20 protein-coding genes and 1 tRNA gene are annotated in these 22,858 nt (G+C 64.3%); 10 read left to right on the plus strand and 11 right to left on the minus strand.

From position 1 onward, the window contains the following. Position 1 precedes the first annotated feature (1 nt). Genes ALTAJ2_RS16005 through argF form a run of 4 tightly spaced genes read left to right on the plus strand, consistent with a single transcriptional unit; the run spans position 2 to position 4,104 of the window. Entirely contained in the window at positions 2 to 874 is an 873-nt protein-coding gene (locus tag ALTAJ2_RS16005) for an acetylglutamate/acetylaminoadipate kinase (RefSeq protein ID WP_007110219.1), read from the plus strand. Further along, positions 871 to 2,025 carry an aspartate aminotransferase family protein gene (locus ALTAJ2_RS16010; protein WP_007110220.1) on the plus strand — a complete coding sequence of 385 codons (1,155 nt, stop codon included), beginning with the start codon at positions 871 to 873 and terminating at the stop codon, positions 2,023 to 2,025. The genes ALTAJ2_RS16005 and ALTAJ2_RS16010 overlap by 4 nt, the downstream gene beginning before the upstream one ends. Next, complete coding sequence (locus ALTAJ2_RS16015; protein ID WP_007110221.1) at positions 2,022 to 3,131, plus strand: [LysW]-lysine hydrolase; 1,110 nt, start codon at positions 2,022 to 2,024, stop codon at positions 3,129 to 3,131. Before ALTAJ2_RS16010 ends, ALTAJ2_RS16015 begins: the two co-directional genes overlap by 4 nt. Positions 3,132 to 3,183: 52 nt before the next feature. Continuing rightward, complete coding sequence (gene argF / locus ALTAJ2_RS16020) at positions 3,184 to 4,104, plus strand: ornithine carbamoyltransferase (RefSeq protein ID WP_007110222.1); 921 nt, start codon at positions 3,184 to 3,186, stop codon at positions 4,102 to 4,104. Between the two features lie 42 nt (positions 4,105 to 4,146). On the opposite strand, the gene ALTAJ2_RS16025 is transcribed toward argF, so the two are convergent. Then, entirely contained in the window at positions 4,147 to 4,632 is a 486-nt protein-coding gene (locus ALTAJ2_RS16025; RefSeq protein WP_007110223.1) for a hypothetical protein, read from the minus strand. Positions 4,633 to 4,904: 272 nt separating this feature from the next. On the opposite strand from ALTAJ2_RS16025, the gene thrC reads away from it, so the two are divergent. From thrC to ALTAJ2_RS16040, 3 genes are all read left to right on the plus strand, one after another. Continuing rightward, positions 4,905 to 6,164, plus strand: coding sequence for a threonine synthase (gene thrC, locus ALTAJ2_RS16030; RefSeq protein WP_007110224.1), 1,260 nt, complete (start codon positions 4,905 to 4,907; stop codon positions 6,162 to 6,164). Between the two features lie 90 nt (positions 6,165 to 6,254). Next, positions 6,255 to 6,593 (plus strand): hypothetical protein, encoded by a 339-nt coding sequence (locus tag ALTAJ2_RS16035; RefSeq protein WP_007110225.1) that lies wholly within the window; start codon positions 6,255 to 6,257, stop codon positions 6,591 to 6,593. A 104-nt stretch (positions 6,594 to 6,697) separates the two neighbouring features. Continuing rightward, positions 6,698 to 7,597 (plus strand): transcription initiation factor IIB, encoded by a 900-nt coding sequence (locus ALTAJ2_RS16040; protein ID WP_049900731.1) that lies wholly within the window; start codon positions 6,698 to 6,700, stop codon positions 7,595 to 7,597. A 161-nt stretch (positions 7,598 to 7,758) separates the two neighbouring features. Here the strand turns inward: ALTAJ2_RS16040 and ALTAJ2_RS16045 are convergent, their stop codons facing one another. The 3 genes from ALTAJ2_RS16045 to ALTAJ2_RS16055 all read right to left on the minus strand — a co-directional run bounded on the left by ALTAJ2_RS16045 (position 7,759) and on the right by ALTAJ2_RS16055 (position 12,847). Further along, positions 7,759 to 11,277: an LAGLIDADG family homing endonuclease gene (locus tag ALTAJ2_RS16045; RefSeq protein WP_007110227.1), complete on the minus strand. Its 3,519-nt coding sequence runs from the start codon at positions 11,275 to 11,277 to the stop codon at positions 7,759 to 7,761. Positions 11,278 to 11,744: 467 nt separating this feature from the next. Continuing rightward, positions 11,745 to 12,344, minus strand: a complete 600-nt coding sequence (locus ALTAJ2_RS16050) for a methyltransferase family protein (RefSeq protein WP_007110228.1) — start codon at positions 12,342 to 12,344, stop codon at positions 11,745 to 11,747. Between the two features lie 430 nt (positions 12,345 to 12,774). Further along, positions 12,775 to 12,847 (minus strand) — tRNA-Pro (locus ALTAJ2_RS16055). 160 nt (positions 12,848 to 13,007) lie between these two features. On the opposite strand from ALTAJ2_RS16055, the gene ALTAJ2_RS16060 reads away from it, so the two are divergent. After that, on the plus strand, positions 13,008 to 13,262 hold the full coding sequence (locus tag ALTAJ2_RS16060) for a pro-sigmaK processing inhibitor BofA family protein (RefSeq protein ID WP_007110229.1): 255 nt from the start codon (positions 13,008 to 13,010) through the stop codon (positions 13,260 to 13,262). Positions 13,263 to 13,317: 55 nt separating this feature from the next. On the opposite strand, the gene ALTAJ2_RS16065 is transcribed toward ALTAJ2_RS16060, so the two are convergent. Beyond that, positions 13,318 to 15,384: a DEAD/DEAH box helicase gene (locus tag ALTAJ2_RS16065; RefSeq protein WP_007110230.1), complete on the minus strand. Its 2,067-nt coding sequence runs from the start codon at positions 15,382 to 15,384 to the stop codon at positions 13,318 to 13,320. Between the two features lie 174 nt (positions 15,385 to 15,558). Between ALTAJ2_RS16065 and ALTAJ2_RS16070 the strand changes: the two genes are divergently transcribed. Continuing rightward, positions 15,559 to 17,913 carry a methyl-accepting chemotaxis protein gene (locus ALTAJ2_RS16070; RefSeq protein WP_007110231.1) on the plus strand — a complete coding sequence of 785 codons (2,355 nt, stop codon included), beginning with the start codon at positions 15,559 to 15,561 and terminating at the stop codon, positions 17,911 to 17,913. 10 nt (positions 17,914 to 17,923) lie between these two features. Here the strand turns inward: ALTAJ2_RS16070 and ALTAJ2_RS16075 are convergent, their stop codons facing one another. From ALTAJ2_RS16075 to ALTAJ2_RS16100, 6 genes are all read right to left on the minus strand, one after another. Further along, positions 17,924 to 19,033 carry an ABC transporter substrate-binding protein gene (locus ALTAJ2_RS16075; RefSeq protein WP_049900734.1) on the minus strand — a complete coding sequence of 370 codons (1,110 nt, stop codon included), beginning with the start codon at positions 19,031 to 19,033 and terminating at the stop codon, positions 17,924 to 17,926. Between the two features lie 54 nt (positions 19,034 to 19,087). After that, positions 19,088 to 19,945 (minus strand): ABC transporter ATP-binding protein, encoded by an 858-nt coding sequence (locus ALTAJ2_RS16080; protein ID WP_007110233.1) that lies wholly within the window; start codon positions 19,943 to 19,945, stop codon positions 19,088 to 19,090. Beyond that, on the minus strand, positions 19,945 to 21,054 hold the full coding sequence (locus ALTAJ2_RS16085; RefSeq protein WP_007110234.1) for a FecCD family ABC transporter permease: 1,110 nt from the start codon (positions 21,052 to 21,054) through the stop codon (positions 19,945 to 19,947). The genes ALTAJ2_RS16080 and ALTAJ2_RS16085 overlap by 1 nt, the downstream gene beginning before the upstream one ends. A 122-nt stretch (positions 21,055 to 21,176) precedes the next feature. Then, the gene (locus tag ALTAJ2_RS16090) at positions 21,177 to 21,542 is read right to left on the minus strand and encodes a cupin domain-containing protein (RefSeq protein ID WP_007110235.1); all 366 of its coding nucleotides are present in this window, start codon (positions 21,540 to 21,542) and stop codon (positions 21,177 to 21,179) included. Positions 21,543 to 21,723: 181 nt separating this feature from the next. After that, the gene (locus ALTAJ2_RS16095; protein ID WP_006184028.1) at positions 21,724 to 21,918 is read right to left on the minus strand and encodes a cold-shock protein; all 195 of its coding nucleotides are present in this window, start codon (positions 21,916 to 21,918) and stop codon (positions 21,724 to 21,726) included. An 88-nt stretch (positions 21,919 to 22,006) separates the two neighbouring features. Beyond that, positions 22,007 to 22,225 carry a hypothetical protein gene (locus ALTAJ2_RS16100; protein ID WP_007110236.1) on the minus strand — a complete coding sequence of 73 codons (219 nt, stop codon included), beginning with the start codon at positions 22,223 to 22,225 and terminating at the stop codon, positions 22,007 to 22,009. A gap of 83 nt (positions 22,226 to 22,308) precedes the next feature. On the opposite strand from ALTAJ2_RS16100, the gene ALTAJ2_RS16105 reads away from it, so the two are divergent. After that, positions 22,309 to 22,770, plus strand: coding sequence for an Lrp/AsnC family transcriptional regulator (locus ALTAJ2_RS16105; protein ID WP_007110237.1), 462 nt, complete (start codon positions 22,309 to 22,311; stop codon positions 22,768 to 22,770). Positions 22,771 to 22,858: the final 88 nt, after the last annotated feature.

The following is a 22,858-nucleotide window of genomic DNA, read 5'->3' on the forward strand; positions in this document are numbered from 1 at the left end:
CATGACGACGGTAGTGAAGATCGGCGGTGCACGCGCCGTCGACCCCGACGGTGCCCTCGCGGACGTCGCGAGCCTCGTCGAGGACGGCGAGGACGTGGTCCTCACGCACGGCGGGTCGACCGCCGTCGACGAAACGCTCGCGGAACTCGGCGAGGAGCCGACCTACGTCGAAACGCCCGGCGGCGTCGTCGGCCGCTTCACCGACGAGCGCACCATGGACGTCTTCAAGATGGTGATGCCGGGCAAGCTCAACACCGATCTGGTCGAGAGCCTGCACAACGAGGGCGTCGACGCAGTCGGCCTCTCCGGTACGGACGGCAAACTACTCTGTGGCAAACGGAAGTCCGCCGTCCGCGTGAAAGAGGACGGCAAGAAGAAGATCAAGCGCGGCGACCACTCGGGCACGATCGAGTCGGTCAACGCCGACCTGCTCGAGACGACCCTCGCGGGCGGCTACACGCCCGTCGTTTCCGTTCCGATCCTCGGCACGGAGCAATCCGGCGGCTACACCGCGGTCAACGCCGACGCCGACCGCGCCGCGGCTGCGATCGCGGGTGCGCTCGAGGCCGATCTCGTCGTGCTGACGGACGTCACGGGAATCTACGAGGACCCCGACGACGAATCGACCAAGATCGACTCGGCCGCGACGCCGGAGGAGTTCGCGGCCGTCACGGACGCCGCTGAAGGGTTCATGACGAAGAAGGTCATGGCCGCCGAGGAGGCGCTCGAGGGCGGAGCCGCGTCGGTCACGGTCGCGACGGCCAACGCCGACGACCCGATCAGTAGCGCGCTCGCGGGTGCGGGAACGACCCTCGAGCCCGGCGTCCTCGAGCCCGACGGGGACGAAAAGACCGAACAGGAGGCCGCAGAATGAGCGACCTCGACTTCGTCTCCGGGAGCAAACCGATCCGTCTCGAGCGCGGCGAGGGAGCGTCCCTCTACACCGCCGACGGCACGGCGTATCTGGACGCCGGCGCGAGCTACGCCTGTACCCCGCTGGGTCACTCGCACCCGGCGGTCGTCGAGGCCGTCCAGGAACAGGTCGGCGACCTGACGTTCGTCGACTCCTCCTATCCCGTCGCGGCGCGCGAGAACGCCTACGCCGCGCTCGTCGCGGCCGCGCCGGACGGCCTCGAGAGCGCCTGGTTCTGTAACTCCGGGACCGAGGCCAACGAAGCCGCCCTGAAGTTCGCCCGGTCGGCGACCGGCGAGTCGAAGATCGTCGCCGCGACCCGCTCGTTCCACGGGCGGACGATGGGGTCGCTCGCGGCCACCTGGAAGGACAAGTACAAGAAGCCCTACGAGCCCCTGGCGGGCGACGTGGAATTCGTTCCCTACGGCGACGTCGAGGAACTCGCCGCTGCCGTGGACGACGAGACGGCGGCCGTCATCCTCGAGCCGATCCAGGGCGAGGGCGGGATCAACGTCCCGGCGACGGGGTACCTCGAGACCGCCCGCGAACTGACCGCGGACGCCGGCGCGGCGCTCGTCTTGGACGAGGTCCAGACCGGTATGGGTCGTACCGGCGAGATGTGGGCCTGTCAGCACGCGGGCGTCACGCCTGACGTCCTGACGACGGCGAAGGGGCTCGGCAACGGCCTGCCCGTCGGCGCGGTCGCGGTCCAGGACTGGATCGCCGACGGCGCGGCCTCGCACAACGCCACGTTCAGCGGCGGCCCCGTCGTCGCCGCGGCGGTCCACGCGACCGTCTCGACGCTGGTCGAGGAGGAGTGGCCCGCTCACGCCGCCGACCTCGGTGACTTCCTCGTGACCGAACTCGAGGCAGCACTGGGCGATGCGGTCCGTGAGGTCCGCGGTCGTGGCCTTCTCGTCGGCATCGAGTTGAAACGCGGGGCGAACCGGGTCGCGCGCGACCTGGCGATGAACCAGCAGGTTCTCGCGTTGCCTGCTGGCCGGACCGTGCTGCGCCTGCTGCCGCCGCTCGTGATCGACGAGGCGGACGCGGCGCAACTCGTGGACGCACTGACGGCGACCATCGCATCCGAGACCGACGCCCAATCATGAGTGCGACCATGGAAGACACCGCCGACGTTTCGCTCGAGGCGGCCCGCGACCTCCTGATCGATCTCGTCGCCACGCCGTCGCCGTCCGGCGAGGAGGGGGCCGCCGCCGAGCGCCTCGTCGAGTTCTTCGACGCCTACGGCCGCGAAGCCTGGATCGACGCGGTCGGCAACGTTCGCGCGCCGGCGGACGACGCCGTCCTCCTGACGTCACACGTCGATACCGTCCCCGGCGAGATTCCGGTCCGCGTCGACGCTGCGGACGCTGCGGACGAGGACGCCGAGATCGCCAACGCGGGCGACGACCTCCTCTGGGGGCGAGGCAGCGTCGACGCGACGGGGCCGCTGGCGGCGATGGCCGTCGCGGCCGTCCGGACCGGCGTCTCCTTCGTCGGCGTCGTCCAGGAGGAGACGAGTTCCCTTGGTGCCCGCCACCTCGTGGCCGACCGGGAAGTCGAACCCGACGCCGTCGTCAACGGCGAGCCAAGCGGCGCGACGGGCATCACGCTCGGCTACCGTGGCTTCCTCAACGGGACGTACGTCGCGACCAGCGAGTCTGGCCACACCTCCCGGCCCGAACCCAACGCCATCCAGCACGCGACGAACTGGTGGACGGGCGTCGAAGCCGCGTTCGAACAGGACGAGTACGCGCCCGTCTTCGAGCGCGTGACCGCCAAACCCGTCGCCATCGACGGCGGGATCACCGACGACGGCCTCTCCGTGGAAGCGACTCTCGAGGCCCAGTTGCGTGTCCCCCCGTCGATGGACGTCGAGACGATCCGCGAGACGGCCGAAGCGGCACTCGAGATCGGGACCGTCTCCTGGGACGAGCCGATCCCGCCGGTGATGGAGAGTCCCCGTACCGAAGTCGCCCGCGCCTTTCGGGCGGCCATCCGCGCGGAGGACGGCGAGCCGCGCTTGCTCCGCAAAACCGGGACCAGCGACATGAACCTCTACGCCGACGCCTGGGATTGCCCCATGGTGACCTACGGCCCCGGCAACTCCGAACTCGACCACGCGCCCGACGAACGACTCTCGCTGCCGGAGTTCGATCAGTCGGTCGCGGTCTTAGAGCGGGTCGCGACGACGCTTCGCGAGGACGACGAATGACGGCGACGAAGACACTGACGGCAGCGCAACCACAGACACGCGGTGATCAGCCATGACGACCGATTCCGATCCAACACACTTCCTCGACATCGACGATGTCTCGCACGACGACCTCCTGACGATCCTCGAGCAGGCCGGCGAGTACAAGCGCGCCCAGCGGGCGGGTGAGGATCACGCCGACCTCGACGGGCAGACCCTCGGGATGATCTTCCAAAAACCGAGCACGCGGACCCGCGTCTCCTTCGAGACGGGGATGACCCAACTCGGCGGCCACGCCGTCTTCCTCGGCGAAGACGACATCCAACTCGGCCGCGGCGAGCCGCTGAAAGACACCGCACGGACCCTCTCGCGGTACGTCGACGCGGTGATGGCCCGCGTGTTCAAACACGAGAACGCCGAGGTGCTCGCGGAGTACGCGTCGGTGCCGATCGTCAACGGCCTCACCGACGACGCCCATCCCTGCCAGACGCTCGCGGATCTGCTGACGATTCGCGAACACATGGGCGGGCTCGAGGACGTCTCGGCGGTCTGGATCGGCGACGGCAACAACGTCGCGCAGTCGTTCGCGCTCGGCGCGGCGCTGACCGATATCGACCTGACGGTCGCGACGCCCGCGGGCTACGGGATCGACGACGACGTCCTCGAGCGCGCGCGGAACCTGGGTGGCGACCCGACGCTCACGACCGATCCCGTCGAGGCCGTCAGCGACGCCGATATCATCTACACGGACGTCTGGATCAGCATGGGACAGGAGGACGAACGCGACGTCCGCATGAACGACTTCGAGGGCTTCCAGGTGTGTTCGGACCTGCTCGAGCACGCCCCCGAGGCGTCGGTGATGCACTGTCTGCCGGCCCACCGCGGCGAGGAGATTACCGATGCAGTCATCGAAGGCGACCGTTCGATCGTCTTCGATCAGGCCGAGAATCGGCTCCACGCCCAGAAGGCGTTGCTGAGTTGGTTGCTCGACTGAGCCCGCCGTCCCGACGGGAGCGGGCCACGCTGCGGGGCGGTTCTACCCGCGATACGTGGAGAGCCGCGGGACGACGGCGGCGTACACGACTCCGAGCGCGATGCCGTAGACGACGTGGTCGATGATCGGTCCGGCCGCGAGGGGATCGATCGGGTCGACCAGCGTAAAGACGTACGTGGTAAGGACGAGGTTCCACCCGATGACAACGTTGCCGAGCCACAGTGCGGTCCCGTAGCCGAGACCGAGGACGGCACCCATCGGAACCGATTCCGAGAGCGGACGGAGCCGCCGGTGGTACGCGATGAGGCCGTACCCGGCACCGAAGACGGCGCTGTAGCCGATGTGGATCACCCACCACAGCTGAAACTCGGGCAGCGTCGTGAGGACGCCCGCGGTCGGCCCCACGTCGCCGAGTATGGTCAGCATCGGTCTGATAGCTCCCACGATCCCGCCGAGGAGGATCGCGTACGGCCAGTACGAGTAAACGACGAGCGATCGATCGACGTGTTGACTCCGTTCGGTGGCCATACGTGGAGCGTGGTACGATATTCGAATATACCTCTAGTAACGTTTTCATATAATGGGAACGGCATGCAGCGGCCCCTATCGCTACACCTGGGTTAGCCGTGGTCGGGCCGGCGACGAACACGCCGCTGCTTGTCGAACGGCGGACGGACCACGATTCGATGGCGGTTATGGGGTCCGGCGCGGAAGTCGACGACACGTGAGATCGGCGTCCGGTGACTGGGTGTACTGCCGAATCCACTTGCTTTTTGCACGTCGCCCCCCTCTGCCCGACAATGAGTCTCAGTCTCTCGGCCGACCGGCCGGAACGACCCGACGACGCCGACGACGGCGTCTGGCTCGAGTGTATCGAGTGCGGCGAGACGTTCGCTCCGTTCGACGACGTTCGATACACCTGCGACGAGTGTGACGGACTGCTCGAGGTTCGATACGCCGACCTTCCGACCTTCGATGATTTCGAGGGGCAGGGCGTCTGGCGCTACGCCGACGCCTTGCCCTTCGAGTCCGGCGTCTCGATTCAGGAGGGTGCGACGCCGCTGTACGAGGTCCCCCGTCTCGAAGACGAGATCGGCATCGAAGCCCTGCGGATCAAACACGAGGGGATGAACCCGACCGGGTCGTTCAAGGATCGCGGCATGACCGTCGGCGTGCGGGTCGCGACGGAACTCGGCGTCGGTCGGCTCGCGTGCGCATCGACGGGGAACACCAGCGCGGCCCTCGCCGCGTACGGCTCCCGCGGCGGGATGCAGACGCTCGTGCTCCTCCCCGCCGGCAAGGTCGCCGCCGGGAAGATCGCCCAGGCGAGTCTCCACGGCGCGCGCATTCTCGAGGTCGACGGCAACTTCGACGCCTGCCTCGACATCGTTCAGGAACTCGCGGGCCAGGGCGAGGCGTACCTGCTGAACTCGCTGAACCCGTTCCGGCTCGAGGGCCAGAAGACGATCGGCCTCGAGATCCTCGAGGGCTTTCTCGCCGACTACGACACCGTTCCGGACCGAATCGTGTTACCCGTCGGCAACGCGGGCAACACGTCGGCGCTGTACAAGGCCTTCCGCGAACTCGTTCAGGCCGGCGCACTCGACGAGGACGATGTCCCGAAACTGACCGGCGTGCAGGCCGAGGGGGCCGCGCCGATGGTCGAAGCGATCGACAACGGGGCCGACGAGGTCCGCCGCTGGGAGACCGTCGAGACGCGTGCGACCGCGATCCGGATCGGGAACCCGGTCAACGCGCCGAAGGCACTACCGGGAATCCGCGAGACCGGCGGCACCGCCGTCGCGGTCTCCGACGCGGAGATCACCGCGGCCCAGCGCGACATCGCCGGGGAAGGGATCGGCGTCGAACCCGCCTCCGCCGCATCCGTCGCCGGCCTGCGAAAACTCCGGGCCGAGGGCGTCGTCGACGACGACGAGCGCGTCGCCTGTCTCACGACCGGCCACCTGCTCAAGGACCCGGACGCCGCGGCCGCCGCCGGCAGCGAGCCCGAACCCGTCCCGGCCGATACCGACGGCGTGCTCGAGCAACTCGCGGAGTAACGTCGGTCGGACGCACGACCCGCGTCGGACGCGTCTGACACCCGACTGACTGAGCTTTTTCGGGGTCGGACACGAAACCGAACGCGTCCCATGTCCGCCGAACGACGAGGCTCCGATTTCACCGTCCCCGCCGATCACCGGACTCGAATCGATCGCTCGCGTTCGACCCTCGAGTCGAACCGAGTCGATGATGGCCCGTCGCGTCACGCCACTCTCGATTCGGGCCGTCGTGAACTACCGCTTTCCTACGAGATCGAACGGACCCGGCTCCACGCTCGGATCGCCGCGCTCGAGGACGCGTTAGAAACGAGCGAAACCCGCCGACAGGCCGTGATCGATCGGTACGAACGCCTGTTGGCCGAGCGGGCGGAGTCGTCGCGGTCCCCATCGAACTCACGGACCCTGCTCTCACGACTTGTCAATCGATAGTCGCTCCCGTCCGGCCCGCGCTCGCCGGCTCTCCGCGAATCATTTATCTATTCCAATACTTTAAATATGAAGCCAGGAGAATCGAACGTAGAAGGTAATAACCAATGGCAGATTCCAATTCGGCTGCGATCTGCCCCGAGTGTGACGGCAGATTACGGAGGGAGGGTACTGAAATCGTCTGTGAACAGTGCGGGTTGGTCTCCGCGGAAGACGCGATCGACCGCGGACCCGAATGGCGGTCGTTCGAGGACGACGACACCGATCGGCGTCGAACCGGCGCTCCGCTCACTCGCTCGAGACACGACCGGGGTCTCTCGACGGAGATCGGGTACGGGTCCGGCTCGGATTCGGGGTACAGTTCTCGGCTCACCGGTCGCAAACGCCGACAGATCGCCCGGCTCCGCCGCGAGCACAATCGCGCACGGATCTCGTCGAAAGCGGAACGAAATCAGGTCTACGGGTTCGCCGAAATCAGACGGATCACCGCGTTGCTCTCCCTGCCGGACTCCACGAGAGAACAGGCCTGTGTCCTCTTCGAGTCCGCTCAGTCCGACGGGCTCTTTCAGGGTCGGTCGCTCGAGGGCTTTGCTGCCGCCGCGATCTACGCGATCTGTCGGGCGCGTTCGGTCCCCCGGACCATCGACGAAATCGCCGACGTGGCTCGCGCCGACGGTGACGAACTCGAGGTCGCCTACGATGCGCTGAACCGCGAACTCGGGCTGCCGACGGGTCCGATCGATCCCACGCAGTACCTGCCGCGGTACGCCTCGAAACTCGACCTTGGCTCGGCCGTCGAGCGCCGCGCCCGCGAACACGTCGACGCCCTGCTCGAGGCGGGACTGATCGGCGGCCGCAATCCCAGCGGGGTCGCCGCGGGTTGTCTCTACAAGGCCGCCGGCGAACGCGATGAGTGGCCGTCACTGACCCAGACCGCCGCGGCGGAGGTCGCCGACGTCGCGGCGGTAACGATTCGGTCGACCGTGACGAACATCGACGAACTCTGAATACGCTACCTCGAGCGGTCTCCGACCGCAACGGACGGTGTCGCTCTCGACCGGTGGTTCGACGGGCTCCGTCGGTTGCTCCGACCCCGATACCCGCCGCCGATCTTTCGAGATCCGAGTGCGCCCGGATTCCGGACCACGCCTGTGCGGGCGGTCGGTGGCTACGTCGTTCGGAGCGTGTCCGTACTCGGCTCGTAGACCTCGCCTTTCTGTTTGAGTTTGTCGATCTCGTGTTCGGCCTTTGACTGTTCCATCCCGATCTCGTCGGCCCGCTCCATGACGATATCGACCGGTGCACCGTCGTCGTACTCCTCTTCGATGTCGCTGATGAGTTGTTTGAGGTTCTTGATCCGGTCGCGCTGGGACTTCGAAGTGCCCGCCTCGACGATATCCGCGTCGAACTCGCCGGTCTCGGGGTCGACCCCCACGTCCTGTAGACACGACCGAACGATTTCGATGACCCGTTCGGCGTCGCTTTGCTCGACCGTATCCGACAGCCGAACGCGGGCGCTGGCCTCCGACAACCGGACCAGCGCCTCGAGTTTGCGGGCCGTGACGGGGACCGCCGCGTCCTCGTCGGTCCCCTTCGACCGGAGATCGACGTAGAAGTCGCGGATCGCGTTGCGGGCCTCCTCGGTCATCCGCGGGTGGCAGTTCTGTTTCGCGTACGCGATGTACTTGCGCAGGAGTTCCGCGTCGATCTCCGGATCGACCTGCTCGGTCATCTCGTCGATCTCGCCCTGACTGACCTCGAGTTGATTCATCTCCTCGCGTTGGGTCGTCAACTCACCGGCGTAGTTGGTCGTGATGATGTGTTCCGCGAGGTTGCGGTCTTTCTCCTCGTCGGGCGTGTCCGTCACGGTAAAGATCAGGTCGAACCGCGAGATCAACGCCGGCTCGAGATCGATCTGCTCGCTGATCGGCTCGTACTGATCGAAGCGGCCGTACTTGGGGTTTGCCGCTCCCAGCAGCGAACAGCGGGACTTGAGCGTGGCGTTGATCCCCGCCTTCGAGACCGAAATCTTCTGTTGCTCGAGGGCCTCGTGCATGGCACTCCGATCCTCGCTTCTCATTTTATCGAGTTCGTCGATCGCCGCGATCCCCTGATCGGCGAGGACGAGCGCGCCGGCCTCGAGGCTCCACTGCTGGCCGTCGCCGAAGTCGTCGCGAACGGCTGCGGCGGTGAGACCCGCCGAACTACTCCCCTTCCCGGACGTGTAGACCGCTCGGGGCGCGATGTTCTCGATGTATGCCAGCATCTGGGAGTTATGCGAAACAAGCCCATTCGAAATGTAGTTGTGAGTTCCGTCAATTTCGAGATCGTACACCCAGTCGTAGTCGGGTTCGACTTCGTCAATCGACTCGATGCAGTCCCAATATACGTCACCTTTAGCCAACCGTTCGAGAGCAGCGATATCCCGTTCTACTGCACCTCCGTCAGTCACTGCAACGTCTTCGCTCGAGTTCTCCGCTTTTGGAACTGCGTCTTTGAAACCAGAAACTATCCGCTGCAGACTATTTCGGCTCGGATTTCGCGATCCTCGTTCGTAATTCTGATACGTCGATCGGGAAAGCCCACATTCTGCCTGCGTAAGCGAGAGCGATTCTCGGATTCGGCGAAGTTCCGTTCCGATATCTGGAACGATATCGAGATTCGTATTTCCGTCTGTCCCAGTATATTGGCGGGCCGCCTGTTGCTTCCGCTGAGTTATGAATCCGATCTCGGAAACATACGTTGCAAATTCGTCGCCGCTGATTCTGAGTCGATAACTTCCATTCTGTCGATCATGGAGCTGCGAGCGGATCCCTACTGACAGAAGGAGCGTCCGAACGTTTTCGAGTAGTTCACGACTCATCGAGGCGATGGTGATCTCTCGCTGTGACTCCGAAACGTGGCCTTCTCCTTCGATAAACGCTTTGAGGAATGCGGCTCTAACTGGTTCAGTGGCCCGGAAGATAGGATCGGGAACACACTGGTTATCGGACGAGTCAAGAAGACGGCTCTCTAGAGCGTTGAGAAAACTCACGAACTCTCCCGCTGAACAGAGCAATTCACGCGCATCTTTTGATTCGTGTGGCTCGCGCTCGGTTGTATTCAGACCGAGTTTCGTCATCGCACTTGCTGCGTCATCCAGCACTTCCCGATCGTTGTTCGTGATCGAAACGAAGCCCGTCTTGTCGTCACGTTGCTCGACGTATCCTTCTGCGACGATGTAACCGATCAAGCGAGCCAACGATGGCGTCCACTCATCTGGCAACTCGAGTTGAATTGCGTTTCGCGACTGAGAGCGTCGGAACTCAACATTAAGCGTCTTATCACGTTCCGTCGGAAGGGTACGGGGAGCAGCGATGAATTGTCCCTCGCTAAGTTTGTCCGCACTAACCGGTGAGAACTGTCCCTCTCGCTGGACGAACAGCGGATGAGATGGCGTCACCTCGAGTTCTCGTCCACTCGAGGTTCGAATACGGTACATCCGATCGGGCGCTTCTCGCTTCCAAACTTTCGTCGCACGTTGGCTGGCAATCGACCCGTCGTTTTGCAGCGATGGAACTGTGAGATCAATCTCGTCGTACCAGCCGTCATCGATTGGTTTCGGGTCCTCGAGATTCGATTCGACGAGTTCGCGGATCGGTACGGGTCGCCCATCTGCGAGCGTGACTTTCGTATCGCCACGGACGCACTTACCAGTACCAGGGTCCCCGATCAGGAGCATATGCAGGTCGCCCCGGATCCGCGAGCCGTCGGGTAACTGCTTCGTCACGCCCGAGAACAACTGGAGGATCATCGAGAGTTTCTCCTGCTCGTAGCCGTAGATCGAAGGGGCGATGGAGGCGACCATCTTCTCGTAGATTCCCTCGGAACTCGAGAGGCGGACGATCTCCGCTTTGTCCTCGCCGGTGATGTCCATGTCCTCGAACTGCTCTTCGTCGATCTCGACGGACATGCCCTCCATGTAGAAGTCGAAGACGGGCGACTTCTCCTGTTGGTCGCCCTGTTGCTCGAGGCGGAGGACGCCGGTCGCGGAGACGTGGTCGCCGGGCGTGACCTCGCCGGTGATGTCGTCTTCGATGTTGATGTCGAGGGCCTGCGGGGTTTCCCCGCCCCGGAGTCCTTCGGGACTCTCCTGGACCCGGAGCTTCTGTGAGTCGACGAATTCGGACTGGTCGAAGTTGACGCGGAATGGCCCCTGTCGCTCACAGCCCTGACACTCGTGGGGCTCCTGAAAATCGCCGCTGGACTGGGGGACCCGGGTAAGCGTGCCACAGAGCTGGCACTCGAAGGCGGCTTCCTCTATTTTCGGGCGGACGTCGGTGGCTTTCCTGACGATGCCGTGGACCTGGACGAGGGAGTTCATGTCCCGGGCGCGTATCTCCCGGATCTCGGGTGACTCCGTCTCGGGGAGGTTTCGGACCCGGACGTGTGCCTGGCCGAGGCTGACGTCGATCGGGAGGTCGTAGAGCCGCAGCGCCTCCTCGGCGTAGCGCTGGAGCTGTTCGGGTTGATTGATGAAGTCGTCCGCGAGGTCGGGATCGAACCGGTAGAGGTCCTGCCAGTCGACGTGGAGCGAGCGCTGTTCGTTGGGATACTGCTGCGCAAGCTGCTTGATCTCGTTGTCGTAGTAGTTGCGGAAGAACTGCTCGAAAGAGTCGACGAGTTCGGAATTTCCCGCTTGCGCCATTGCACCTCCCTAGGGCCGCCATCCGGTATAAATGGTCGTATACCGGGGCGGAACTGAACTCGCGTCCCGTTCGCGTCGCAACTCGAGACGGTCGCGCTGGATGTGATCCGTATACCTTCCTCTCGGACGGTCAACGCAATGCCAACAGTTTCCGCCACCATGTCGCCGACGTGCTCCTGTATCGCCTTCACCACGATCGACCTGACAATAGCTCTACCAACTTTGTCCAGCGAACGGGGACGCAATCGTACGCTCAAGGGACATGAGTAACGACTCCCGTTCTCTTAGGCATCTGTACTGATCGAATTAGTGGCCAGATTGCATGTGTGTTGTTATACTTGCATTTTTGAAGCCGGCTTGACTCCAGAGAAGGGCCAATGGCTGCTCGAATGCTGCCGCTAGAAAAACGGATCTCGGATCGGGTTTGATCAGGAAGAAGCCGTCTAGAACGGATATCCGTTACCTGCTCACCAAACGTAAGGAATCAGCCGGAAGGGCGTACGGTCCAGAAAGCGCTGATACGGCTCGCCGAGTTCTTCGGAAAGCGTGCGTTCCTCGATTCGAATACGGTAGACGTACGCTATGACGAGCGCGCTGACAATCGTAAAGAGACTTACCCAGTTCCCGAGGACGAGGCCGATGCCGGTGTATTCGAGGAGGCCCCCAGTGTAGGATGGATGTCGAACCCATCGATAGGGACCTGTATCGACGACCTGTTGGTCGTCGTGTACCTTGATCGTCGACGTGAAGTACTCATTCAACGTCCGTACCGCATACTGTCGGATGACACCGCCAACGAGTAGGACGGCGATCCCTGCAGCGAACACGAGGCGGGGGTGCCACAGGATCGCCATTGAGGGAACCTGATAGACAGCGGCAACGCCCGCAAGGATACCGCCGCCACTGGCAACGCCGATAACCCGTCTCGACCCCATATCCCGCGTCTCAGCGGCTTCGGTATCGTCGCGATGACGACGTATCTCCCGGAGGATATCCGGTCCCATCACCACAGCCACCGCCGCGTAGAAGACGATGAGATATATCGGATCGTTTAGCACTGGTTCCATATGCTGGTAGATTCGACCGGATATCTGTTGAGTTTTGTCCAGTGTCCATCTCGAGTGGAGACACCGTCCCCGGCGTCGTCTCGCGGTTTTCCGACAGCGGACCACGCGCTACTTCGCTCTGATCGCACGTCGACAGGCTCGAGGGAGTCGTCACGTACGCCCACCTCGTTGTGGCGCGGCGTGTCGCTGCCGGGGGCGGCGACGTGTGGGGGGGCTTCCGTGTTTGCCCCCCATGTGAGGGGGGCAAAGACGGTTCCGCCGCTTGCGGTAGTAACTCGAGTAGCTGCAGTTACAGTAGCACGCTCAGAACCGACCGACGTGGGTGGGCTGGTCGGTGGGTGTCCCACATCGCGAGAAGGGTCCTCACGATGTGTTTTTGTTGATTGGACAAAACTGGTGTATAAGGGTTGCGTAACCCTTATGCTCGCTATGGGATCGCCCGGATTTGAACCGGGGTCACGGGCACCCAAGGCCCGAAGTATACCAAGCTAACCCACGATCCCGTATCACTCCCTACCGGTCGCACATGATAAAGGGTTTCGTTATCCCGTCGGCGGTACCCGGCCGCGGGAGCCGCCGTCGGGGTCGGTCGAATCGCGTCGCTGACTGACAGCCGAGAGGAACGGACCGAACGGTTTTCACCGCGACCGTGGTAGCGCCGGTATGACCGGCCTCGAGATACTGCTTTTGATTTTCGTGCTCGTCGCCGTCCTGGCTGCAGCGCGACTCGTCCGCGCGGTCAGTCCGTTCATCGTCAATACGGTGGTCGGACTCGTGGTGTTGTCCGTCGCACAGGCCGCCTTCGGTCTCGCGATCGCAGTGACGCCGGTCGTCGTCGTGATCGTCGCGATCGGCGGCGTTCCGGGTTCGATACTCGTCATCGTCTGTTCGCTGCTCGAGGTTGCCTTCGTGCTCTGAGAGGCGCTCGAGGGGTGGGTCACTGCACGGCCGACCCGGATCGGACCCCGAACCGCTACAGTTCGGTCTCGCGTAGCTCGAGGTCCGCAACCAACTCGTAGGGGTGGGCGTCCTTCCGGATGCCGTCGATGAGCATGAACGCCTGACCGGGCTCCAAGAAGTGTTCGGTGACGACCCGTCCCAGCGGCGTGGGTTCGAAGCCGTCGATGAAGTCGTACTCGAGGAGTTTCCCGACGGCGTGTTTCGTGGGGATTTCGCCGAGCATGCGGTCGTTGAGCGCTTTGGCGGCTTTGCCGCCGACGGTGATGTTCGCCAGCGTCTCCTCGACGGCGGCGGCCTCGTCGTAGTGGGTCATGACCGACTCCATTTCGCCTTTGAGCAGTTTGAATGCGACCTCGTCCTCGGTCATCTCCATCGAGTTGTGATAGACCGTCTCGGGTTCGACGAGGACGTACACTTTGCCCTTGTCGTGGTAGTCGGGTCGGCCCGCGCGGCCGAGCATCTGGTGGAACTCCTGGACGGAGAGCCACTCGATGCCCATGGCCAGCGAGTCGAAGATGACCTGCGAGGCGGGGAAGTCGACCCCCGCCGCGAGTGCGGCGGTCGTGACAACGGCGGCGAGGTCCTGGTCGCCGAACTTGCGTTCGACTTCCTTCCGGCGTTTGTAATCGAGTCCGGCGTGGTACGGCGCGGCCGAGTAATCGAGTTTCCGCGAAATCTCGTGGCAACGCCGGCGGGAGTTCGTGAAAATGATCGTCTGCCCGCGATACCCCTTGGAGGATTCGCTGTCGAACTCGCGTCTGACGAGTTTGTTCTCGACGCGGACCTTTTCCTGCCCGTCGGCGAAGGTAACGTGGCGCTCGATCGGGACCGGCCGTTCTTCGAACTCGATGAGCGTCGCCTCGAGCGCTTCGGTGAGCTGTTCGGGGTTGCCGACGGTCGCCGAGAGGTAGACCCATTGTGCGCCGCCGTAGTCGTCCCGTCGCTTGGCGCGTTGTTCGCAGGTGTACTTCAGCCGGGAGATGAGGCCGTCGAGCCGGTGGCCCCGATCCTCCTCTTTGAGGGTGTGAACCTCGTCGATGACGACGGTTCCGATGTCGCCCATCTCCTTGCCCGTCCGCAGGGCGTGGTCGATCCCCTCGTAGGTGCCGACGATAACGTCGGCGTTGGGGTCGAACCGCTCGCCCTCGTCGGCGACGCGGCTCGCGCCCACGCGGATGGAGACGTCGACGAGGTGGCCGTACTCGTCCTGAAAGTCCTCGTACTTCTGGTTGGCCAGCGCGACCAGGGGGACGAGAAAGAGCATCGTCCCCTTGCCGTTCAACACGCGGTTGATCCCGGCCAGTTCGCCGACGAGCGTCTTCCCGGTCGCCGTCGCCGACACCACGAGCTGGTCGTCGCCGTCGAACAGGCCGTGTTCGACCGAGAGGCTCTGGACCGGCAGCAGGGTATCGAACCGGTCCTCGAGCAGGTCCTGCAGGCCGGGATGGAGGGACAACGAGTCGGTCCGGACGGGGTCGACCTCGTCGGTCGTCGCCGAGATGGTATCGAACTTCGTTAGGTCCGGATCGAGCTGGCCCGTGAGCAGGTTGACGATCCGCTCGAGGTCCTGGACCTCCATCATGAGGTCTTCTAACCGTTCTTTCGCGGCACCCGTCACCTCGCCGCCGCCGGAAAAGGACAGCTGGCGCTCGAGTTCCTGTCGAGCACAGTCCCGACAGATCCAGTCGGTGTCGTCCTTGACGGCAGTCTCGGTCGTGATCGGGGAGTACCGGCCCGCACCGGCACAGTACCGACAGGTCCGGACGGTCTTGACCTTGTCCTCGAGTTGGTAGCCCGCGAACATCTCCCGGAGGTCGCGACGACCCTCGGCGGAGGTCTGTTCGGAGATGCGCAGCCGCTTGGCTCGGCGGGCGAGTTCGACGAACTCGTCGGGTTGGCGGGGCTCTTCGCTCGAGCCCTCCTTGAGCCGGAACTTCGCGGGGCGGGGGCCGGCCGAGGTCTCCGAGAGTCCGAGTTTCGCGCGGAACAGCCGTTTGCCGTCACGTTCGACGACGACGAGATAGTCGTCGCCCGTCTCGTGACAAAAGATCGTTTCGACCTGCTGGACCTGCTTCGACACGACCACCACTATGACGGGGCGGTATTTCAGCGGTTCGGACTGGGCCGATTCGTCTCGACCGCTCGCGGACGTCTCGTCGGCCGCGGCGACCGAGACGGTGGGTCACGTGTGATCTATAGGCGTATATAACACTCTTAGCGACTTACATACTGGCCCCGTCGAGTGTCCCACTCGATGGATCCGAATCCGTGGGAGGGTGTTCCGGTCGTTCGTCGCAGCTACGCGTTGCGGTTTCTCGTCGCGCTTGTCGTCGTCGTCCTCATCGTGGGGCTGTTCGGCGGGAGTATCTACGCACAGACCGGCGCGGAACTCCGGTCGGACGTCGAATCGCAACTCGTCACCGACGCACGACAGGATGCCGACCGCCTCGAGATCTGGTTTCGGTCGACCGAACGGTATCTCGGATCGCTGCCCCGTTCGGTCGCGTTTCGCAACGACGACCGGGTCGCGATCACCGACGCGTTACACCGGATGACCGATCGCTCCGCGTTCGACGGCGCGTACTACGTCGACGAAGAGACGGGCGAGGTGCAGGCCAACGCCGGTACGAACGCGGTCCTGACCGACGACGGCCGCCTGAGCGACGCGGTCGCCGACCGACTGTCGACCGCGACCGACGACGGGTCACAGGTCGTCTTTTCGTCGGCGTTCGAGGCCCCTGACGGCCGCCCCGCGATGCTCGCCGTCAGCCGGGTCCCCGGCGAGTCGGAGCGCGTCGTCGTCGGGGTTGTCGACCTCGAGTCGCTGTCCCGGTACATGATCGGCGGCGACGAAACCGACGAGGTGATCGTCACCGACGGGAGCGGAACGGTCGTCCTCGCCGAGGACCGGTCGCTGCTGCTCGAGGACGACGCGATCGAGTCGGCGGACGTCGCGAACGAAACGGGGACGACGTCGCTCGCGGAGGGCGGCGACGAGACCGTCGTCGGTTACGCGCCGGTCGGGTACGAGGACTGGACGCTGACGGCCCGCGTCCCCGCATCGCAGGCGTACTCCCTCCAGTCGACGATCTCGAACTGGATTCTCGCCATGCTCGCCGTCACCTTCGGGGGGATGGTCGTGCTCGGCCTGACCGTCGGCCGGAACACCGCCGCCGAGTTACGGACGCTGTCCGACCGTGCAGCGGCGATCGAGGACGGCGAACTCGGCGAGCCGGTCGAGTCGAACCGGCACGACGAACTCGGCGACCTCTACCGGTCGATCGACCGGATGCGGCGCTCCCTTCGCCAGCGTCTCGAGGAGGCCGAAACCGCACGCGCCGAGGCCGAACAGGCCCGCGCCGAGTCCGAACGGTTCTCGCGAGAACTCGAGCGGACGGCCGACGAGTACGGCGAGACGATGCGGGCCTGTGCGGACGGCGATCTCACCCGGCGGCTCGAGGCGGACGCCGACAGCGAGGCCATGGAAACGGTCGCGGCGGCGTTCAACGCGATGATGGACGACATCGAGGAGACGGTGGCCGCGACGCGAGCGTTCGCCGACGCGGTCGACGATGCGGCCGAATCGACGGCCGACGGCGTCGTGGAAGTCCGATCCGCGTCCGAGCAGGTGACGGCATCCGTTCAACAGATCGCCGACGGGGCCGAGCAACAGAGCGACCAACTCGCCGCGATCGGCGACGAGATCGACGAGCTCTCGACGACGACGGAAGAGATCGCCGCGACGTCGTCGCAGGTCGCGACCCTCGCGGAACGGACCGCGACCGCGAGCGCGGACGCCCGCGAGTCCGCCCGGCGTGCGATCGAGGGGATGAACGCCATCGAACGGGAGGCCGACGACGCGGTCGCGGAAGTCACCCAACTCGAGGCGGAGATCGAGGCGATCGACGACCTGCTCGAGTTCATCGGCGACGTCACCAACGAGACGAACATGCTCGCACTCAACGCGAGCATCGAGGCCGCACGCTCGACGTCGACGGATGCGGAGTTCACCGCGGTCGCCGATCAGGTCAAGTCACTCGCCGCGGACACTCAGACGGCGGCCGAAGACATCGAGCAACGCCTCGAGCGGGTCAGCGATCAGACGGCGCAGGTGGCAACCGTGGTCCGCGAGACGAACGAGCGGATCGCCGACCACCGGGCGGCGGTCGAGTCATCGGTCGGGGCGCTCGAGGAGATTTCGACCTACGCCAAGGAGACCAACGACGGGGTCCAGGAGATATCGGCGGCGACCCAGCAACAGGCCGGCGCGACACAGGAACTCGTCTCGATGACCGACGACGTGACGGCGATCAGCGAGGAGACCAGCGCCGAGGCGGAGACGGTCGCGGCGGCCGCGGAGGAACAGACCTCGTCGCTCGTCGAGGTATCACACACCGCAACGTCCCTGTCCGATCGCGCGCAGGCACTCTCCGACGCGCTGTCGGCGTTCGAAGTCGCCGCCGAGCCGACCGACGCCGTCGCGATCGGTGCGGGGGAAACCGAACTCGAGTTGCCTGCGAACGACGATTACGCGGTCGATTCGGGCGCGGTCGACAGTACGGGAGAGTCGTCGGAAGGGCGAGCGACCGGCCGGACCCGCAGTCGATAGCCGGCGGTCGTCAGAAGTCGCCGTTGACGATGTCGCCGACCCGCTGCCGGTCGAACAGTTCGCTCTCGACGCCGTAGACCTGTTTGGCCGCGCGTTCCGTGACGACGAGGTTCGTGATCGGCCCCTGGTAGAGGGGGCCACCGCGGTAGACGTCGCCGTTCTGGACGGCCGTCAGTTCGCGTGCGGTGTCGTCGTTTTCTATCCGTGAGACGATCGCCTTCTGGAACTCCGTGGCGGTCTTGTCCTCCTGTCCGCGGAGCAGGATGATTTCGGGATCGATCTCGAGGAGCGTTTCGTAGTCGACCTTTCCGCGCGTACTGTGGAAATCACGCACGTCCGTGTTGGCGAACGCGTCCTCGACCTGGAGGTCGCGCCACTGCTTGAAGCTCGTCCCGTCGCCGATCAGGTACGGAGAAAACGACTTCATATCGCTCTCGTTGGCCCACATGATCGCGACCTCCGGTCGATCGCCCTCGGACGGGACGATCTCCTCGACGTTCGACTGGAACTCGTCGTAGACCTCGACGAACGCCTCGTAACGCTCGGTTTCCTGGAACACCTCGGCGAGTTTCCCGAACGCATCGTACAGCGACAGGTAGCGATACTCGTCGTGCCACGGGTAGCCGGTCGAGAAGATACTGTTCCCGAAGAACGGGCCGATATCGTTTTCGATGTCTTCGACGTCGCTCTCGCTGACGTCGTCGCCGAACCGGTTCGTCAGGAAGTTGGGGTCGATGACGTGGACGTCGCCGTCCATCTCGTAGAACGTCTCCGGATCGACGCCGTCGTCGGAGATCTGCGTCATCCCCTCCTTGTCGACGCTGACGCCGGGAATCTCGTCGTAATACTGCGTGTGGTATCGGGAGGGCAGCCAGACCCCTTCGGGCGGATCCTGTCCCAGTGCGATCCCCATGTCGGCCCAACTCCCGTTGTTGGCGACCCACGTTTCCGGGACCCCCGGGAACCCGACTTCGCCGACCGGCGGCATCGATACCGTGTACTCGATCTCCTCACCGGACGAGCCGAGGGAATCGAGACAGCCGGCCATCGTGCCGACGCCGGCGATCGCACCTCCCGTCCGAAGCACGTGGCGCCTCGTTGCGCGACGTTCGTCACTCATCGTTCTTTAGGCCAACCTAAAAATACAAAACTGTTCCGACTGCCGACGGCCCGGTCACCGATCCGGGAGCGCTCGCTTGGGGAGGACCTGCAGTTCCGGTTCGTATTCGACCACGGCCTCGATGCCGAACACGTCGGCGAGCAACTGTTCGGTGACGACCTCCTCGGGCGGCCCCCAGTCGTACAGTTCCCCGTCGTGCATGGCGACCAGGTAGTCCGCGAAGCGGGCCGCCTGTGCGATGTCGTGGAGGATGACTGCGACGGTGACGCCCTTCTCCTCGTTCAACTGGCGGATCGTCTCGAGGACGCGGAACTGGTGGTGGACGTCGAGAAACGTCGTCGGTTCGTCGAGCAGGAGGACGTCGGTGTCCTGTGCCAGGACCATCGCGATCCAGGCCAGCTGTTTCTGCCCGCCGCTCAGCTGGCCGAGTTCTGTGTCGCGGATCTCGTCGATTCCGGCGAGCTCGATCGCCCGTTCGACGGCCCGATGATCCGCCTCGTCGGTCCCGTCGAAGAACCCCCGGTGTGGGTAGCGGCCGTGATAGACGAGGTCTTCGACGGAGATCGAACCCAGCGAATCGTTTTCCTGCGAGAGGACCCCCAGTTCGCGGGCCAACTCCTTCTGACTGAACGAATCGAGGTTCTCGCCGTGTATCCGGACCGTTCCGGTGTCCGGCTCGAGGTGGCTCGAGAGCGCCTTGAGGAGCGTACTCTTCCCGCTACCGTTCGGCCCGACGAGTGCAGTGACCGCTTCCTCGGGGATGTCGAGACGGGTGCATTCCACGACGGGGCCGTCGCTCGACGGATAGCTGAGTTCCAGCCCGTCGCCGACCAGCGCGCTCTCGATTGCGACGCCGTTGTCGTCGGTGATTCGCGTCCGTTCCCGGTCCGTATTCCGCTGTGTGCGTGCCATTATAGTTCACCCATCGATTGCTGTTTCCGCATCAGGTAGAGGAAGTACGGGCCGCCGATCAGGCCCGTCACGACGCCGACGGGCATCTGCGTTCCGCCCATCGCGAGCCGGGCACCGACGTCGGCGGTAACCATCAGCGCGGGGCCGGCGAAGACGCAGCCGACCATCAGCCGTCGGTAGTCGCCGCCGACCGTGTTCCTGACGATGTGGGGAACGACGAGGCCGAAGAAGCTGACGACGCCGGCGACGGCGATGGCGACGCTGGCGGCCAGAATAGCGACGCCGGAGAGGAAAAAGCGCACCCGTTCGACGCGCATGCCGAGTGATCTGGCGGTATTCTCGCCGAGCATCAGGACGTTCAACTGGCGCGCACCGGCGAGCGCGATCCCGATCGAGATAAGTGCCGGCAGGATCGCGATTCTGACTTCTTCCCATCCGGTGCCCGTCAGCGAGCCCGTGATCCAGGCGATCGCCGTCTGGACGACGCCCAGATCGTCCGCGAAGAAAAACAGTCCCTGCTGGAGCGACTGGAAGACCATATTGACGATCACGCCCGCGAGGACGAGTCGGACGGGACTCGTCCCGCCTTTCCACGCGATCGCGTAGACGACCCCGAACGCGAGAGTTCCCCCGAGAGCCGCGATCAGCGGGAGGAAGGGGGCGAGACCGCTGAACACGACGAGCGTCGCCAGTACGGCGAACCCGGCACCGGAACTGACGCCCAGAATGAACGGACTCGCCAGTTCGTTTCGTGTTACGGCCTGAAAGATCGCACCCGAGACCGCGAGCGTCGCACCGGTAATGATCCCGACGAACACCCGCGGGAGCCGGAGGTTCCAGACGACGATACTGTTGGTACTCATGTCCGGCCGCTCGGTGCCGAACAGGAACGACACCCAGGCATTGAGGTCGAAAATCACCGTGGGGTTGAACACTGCTTTCCAGGCCTGGAGAAACGTCATCGAGTACTCTCCGAAACTCACCTGTATCAGGCCTGCAACGACCGTGACGACCGTACTCGCAAGGCAAAAGAGGACGAGCGTCCCCGTTACCCAACTGTCCCGCTGTTCAGTCGCCGCGTACCCACCGACCGACTCCGCTTCTGCCATCTTCCTTTAGGTATGCCTAAAAGCCGTATAGTAGTTGCGGTCCAGTGACGCTATGCTAGTGGCCCGCGGGACACGACCGCAGTATCGGACCCGGCTCCGGTCGGCGCTCGCCCGCCGAGTTCTCACTCGAGCAGGTCGATCTCGTCGTCGCCGTTCGGAACGGCACAGATGAACGCGCCCGGGTCATCTCCGTCGTTGCGGTACCAGTGGACCGCTCCCGCAGGGATGAGCAGCGAGTCGCCGGCTTCGACCTCGTATTCCTCGTCCTCGAGCCCCACGGTGTACTCGCCCGCAAGGACGTACTGTTCGTGTTCGACCTCATTGGTGTGTTTTGGCACTTCGGCACCGGGCTCGAGGACGAACCGGCGAATCGCGAAGTTCGGTGCGCCGTGGTCGTCGGCGATCAGGACGCCCTTCTCGAGGCCGTCGGCGGCGGCGACCGTCTCGTACTCGATCTCGTCGCCACGCCGGAGCAGCGGCTCGGTCATACCGGAGGGTGAACGCCGCGGCTCCTAAAAGTGCTGCTCTACTGTCAACGCCGTCGCTCGAGGGTCTAAAATACTGCAGTCAAGTGCCGATACCGTTACGAATCGATGGCTCCAACTGAAACGCTTCCCCCGCTCGCACCGTTGTGCGAGCGGTGTACAGTGGTTTCAGTTGCCACCAGCCTTACAGGCGCTCGACGTTCGTCGCGCGCGGGCCCTTGGGGGCCTGCTCGATGTCGAACTCGAGTTCCTGTCCTTCTTCCAGGTCCGGGCCGCCGATGTCTTCCATGTGGAAGAACACGTCGTCGTCCGCGTCCTCAGTCTCGATGAATCCGTAGCCGCCAGTGTCGTTGAAGAAATCAACGGTTCCTTGCGCCATTGCTTCTAAAGAGAACGGCCCGGTACTCATAAACCCTGCGACTCGTGTACGGTCGCGTCGATCGGCCGAATACGGCTCGCTTGCGGCCTCAGATGCTGTCGCCGTCCTCGAGTCGCTGGACCGAAATGGCGATGAAGTACACGAGCATGAACAGGGAGAAGCCGCCGGCGAGTCCGACCAGCTCCACCGTACCCACACCGTCGGGGTTGATCGCGGCAAAGGCCGCCAGCCCAACAACGAACACGGCGATGATGAAGCCGCCGACGGCGTAGTAGAAGCCGATATCCGACTCGAGTCGTTCGCGCATGCGTGCCCCTTTCGGCTCCCGGTATAAGTATTCGAACCCTCGGGAGCCGAAGTACCTTATAGCCGCCGCGGCAACGAACGCGTATGGCGGAGTACGAGCTCGACGCGGTCGACCGGGAGATCCTCTACGCGTTACAGGAGGAAGCGCGGAACCTCTCCTCGAGCGAGATCGCCGACCGGACCGATGCCTCCTCGAGCACGGTCCGCAAGCGGATTCAGCGACTGGAGTCCGAGGGCGTCATCAAAGGCTACAGCGCGAACATCGATTACACGAAGTCCGGCTATCCGATCCGGATGTTGCTGTTCTGTACGGCCCCGATCCCCGACCGCGGGGCGTACATCGACGACCTGCTCGAGATTTCGGGCGTCGTCTCGGTGCAGGAACTGGTGACGGGTGAGCGGAACCTCCTCGTGACCGTCGTCAGCGAAAACGATAGGGACGTCACGCCGATCGCACAGGAGATCGCGGACATGGGACTGACGATCACCGACGAAGTACTCGTTCGGAGCCACCGATCGACCTCGTTCGACGAGTTCTCTTCCTAACGCGAGCCTTGGAGACGCCGATCCCGACGAACGATTCGGGCCCGGACTCGCGGTCCTCGCATCGACAGCCGGCGACAACTCCGCATGC

Origin of the sequence: Natrinema altunense (assembly GCF_000731985.1) — an archaeon.
GTDB classification, from domain to species: Archaea; Halobacteriota; Halobacteria; order Halobacteriales; family Natrialbaceae; genus Natrinema; species Natrinema altunense.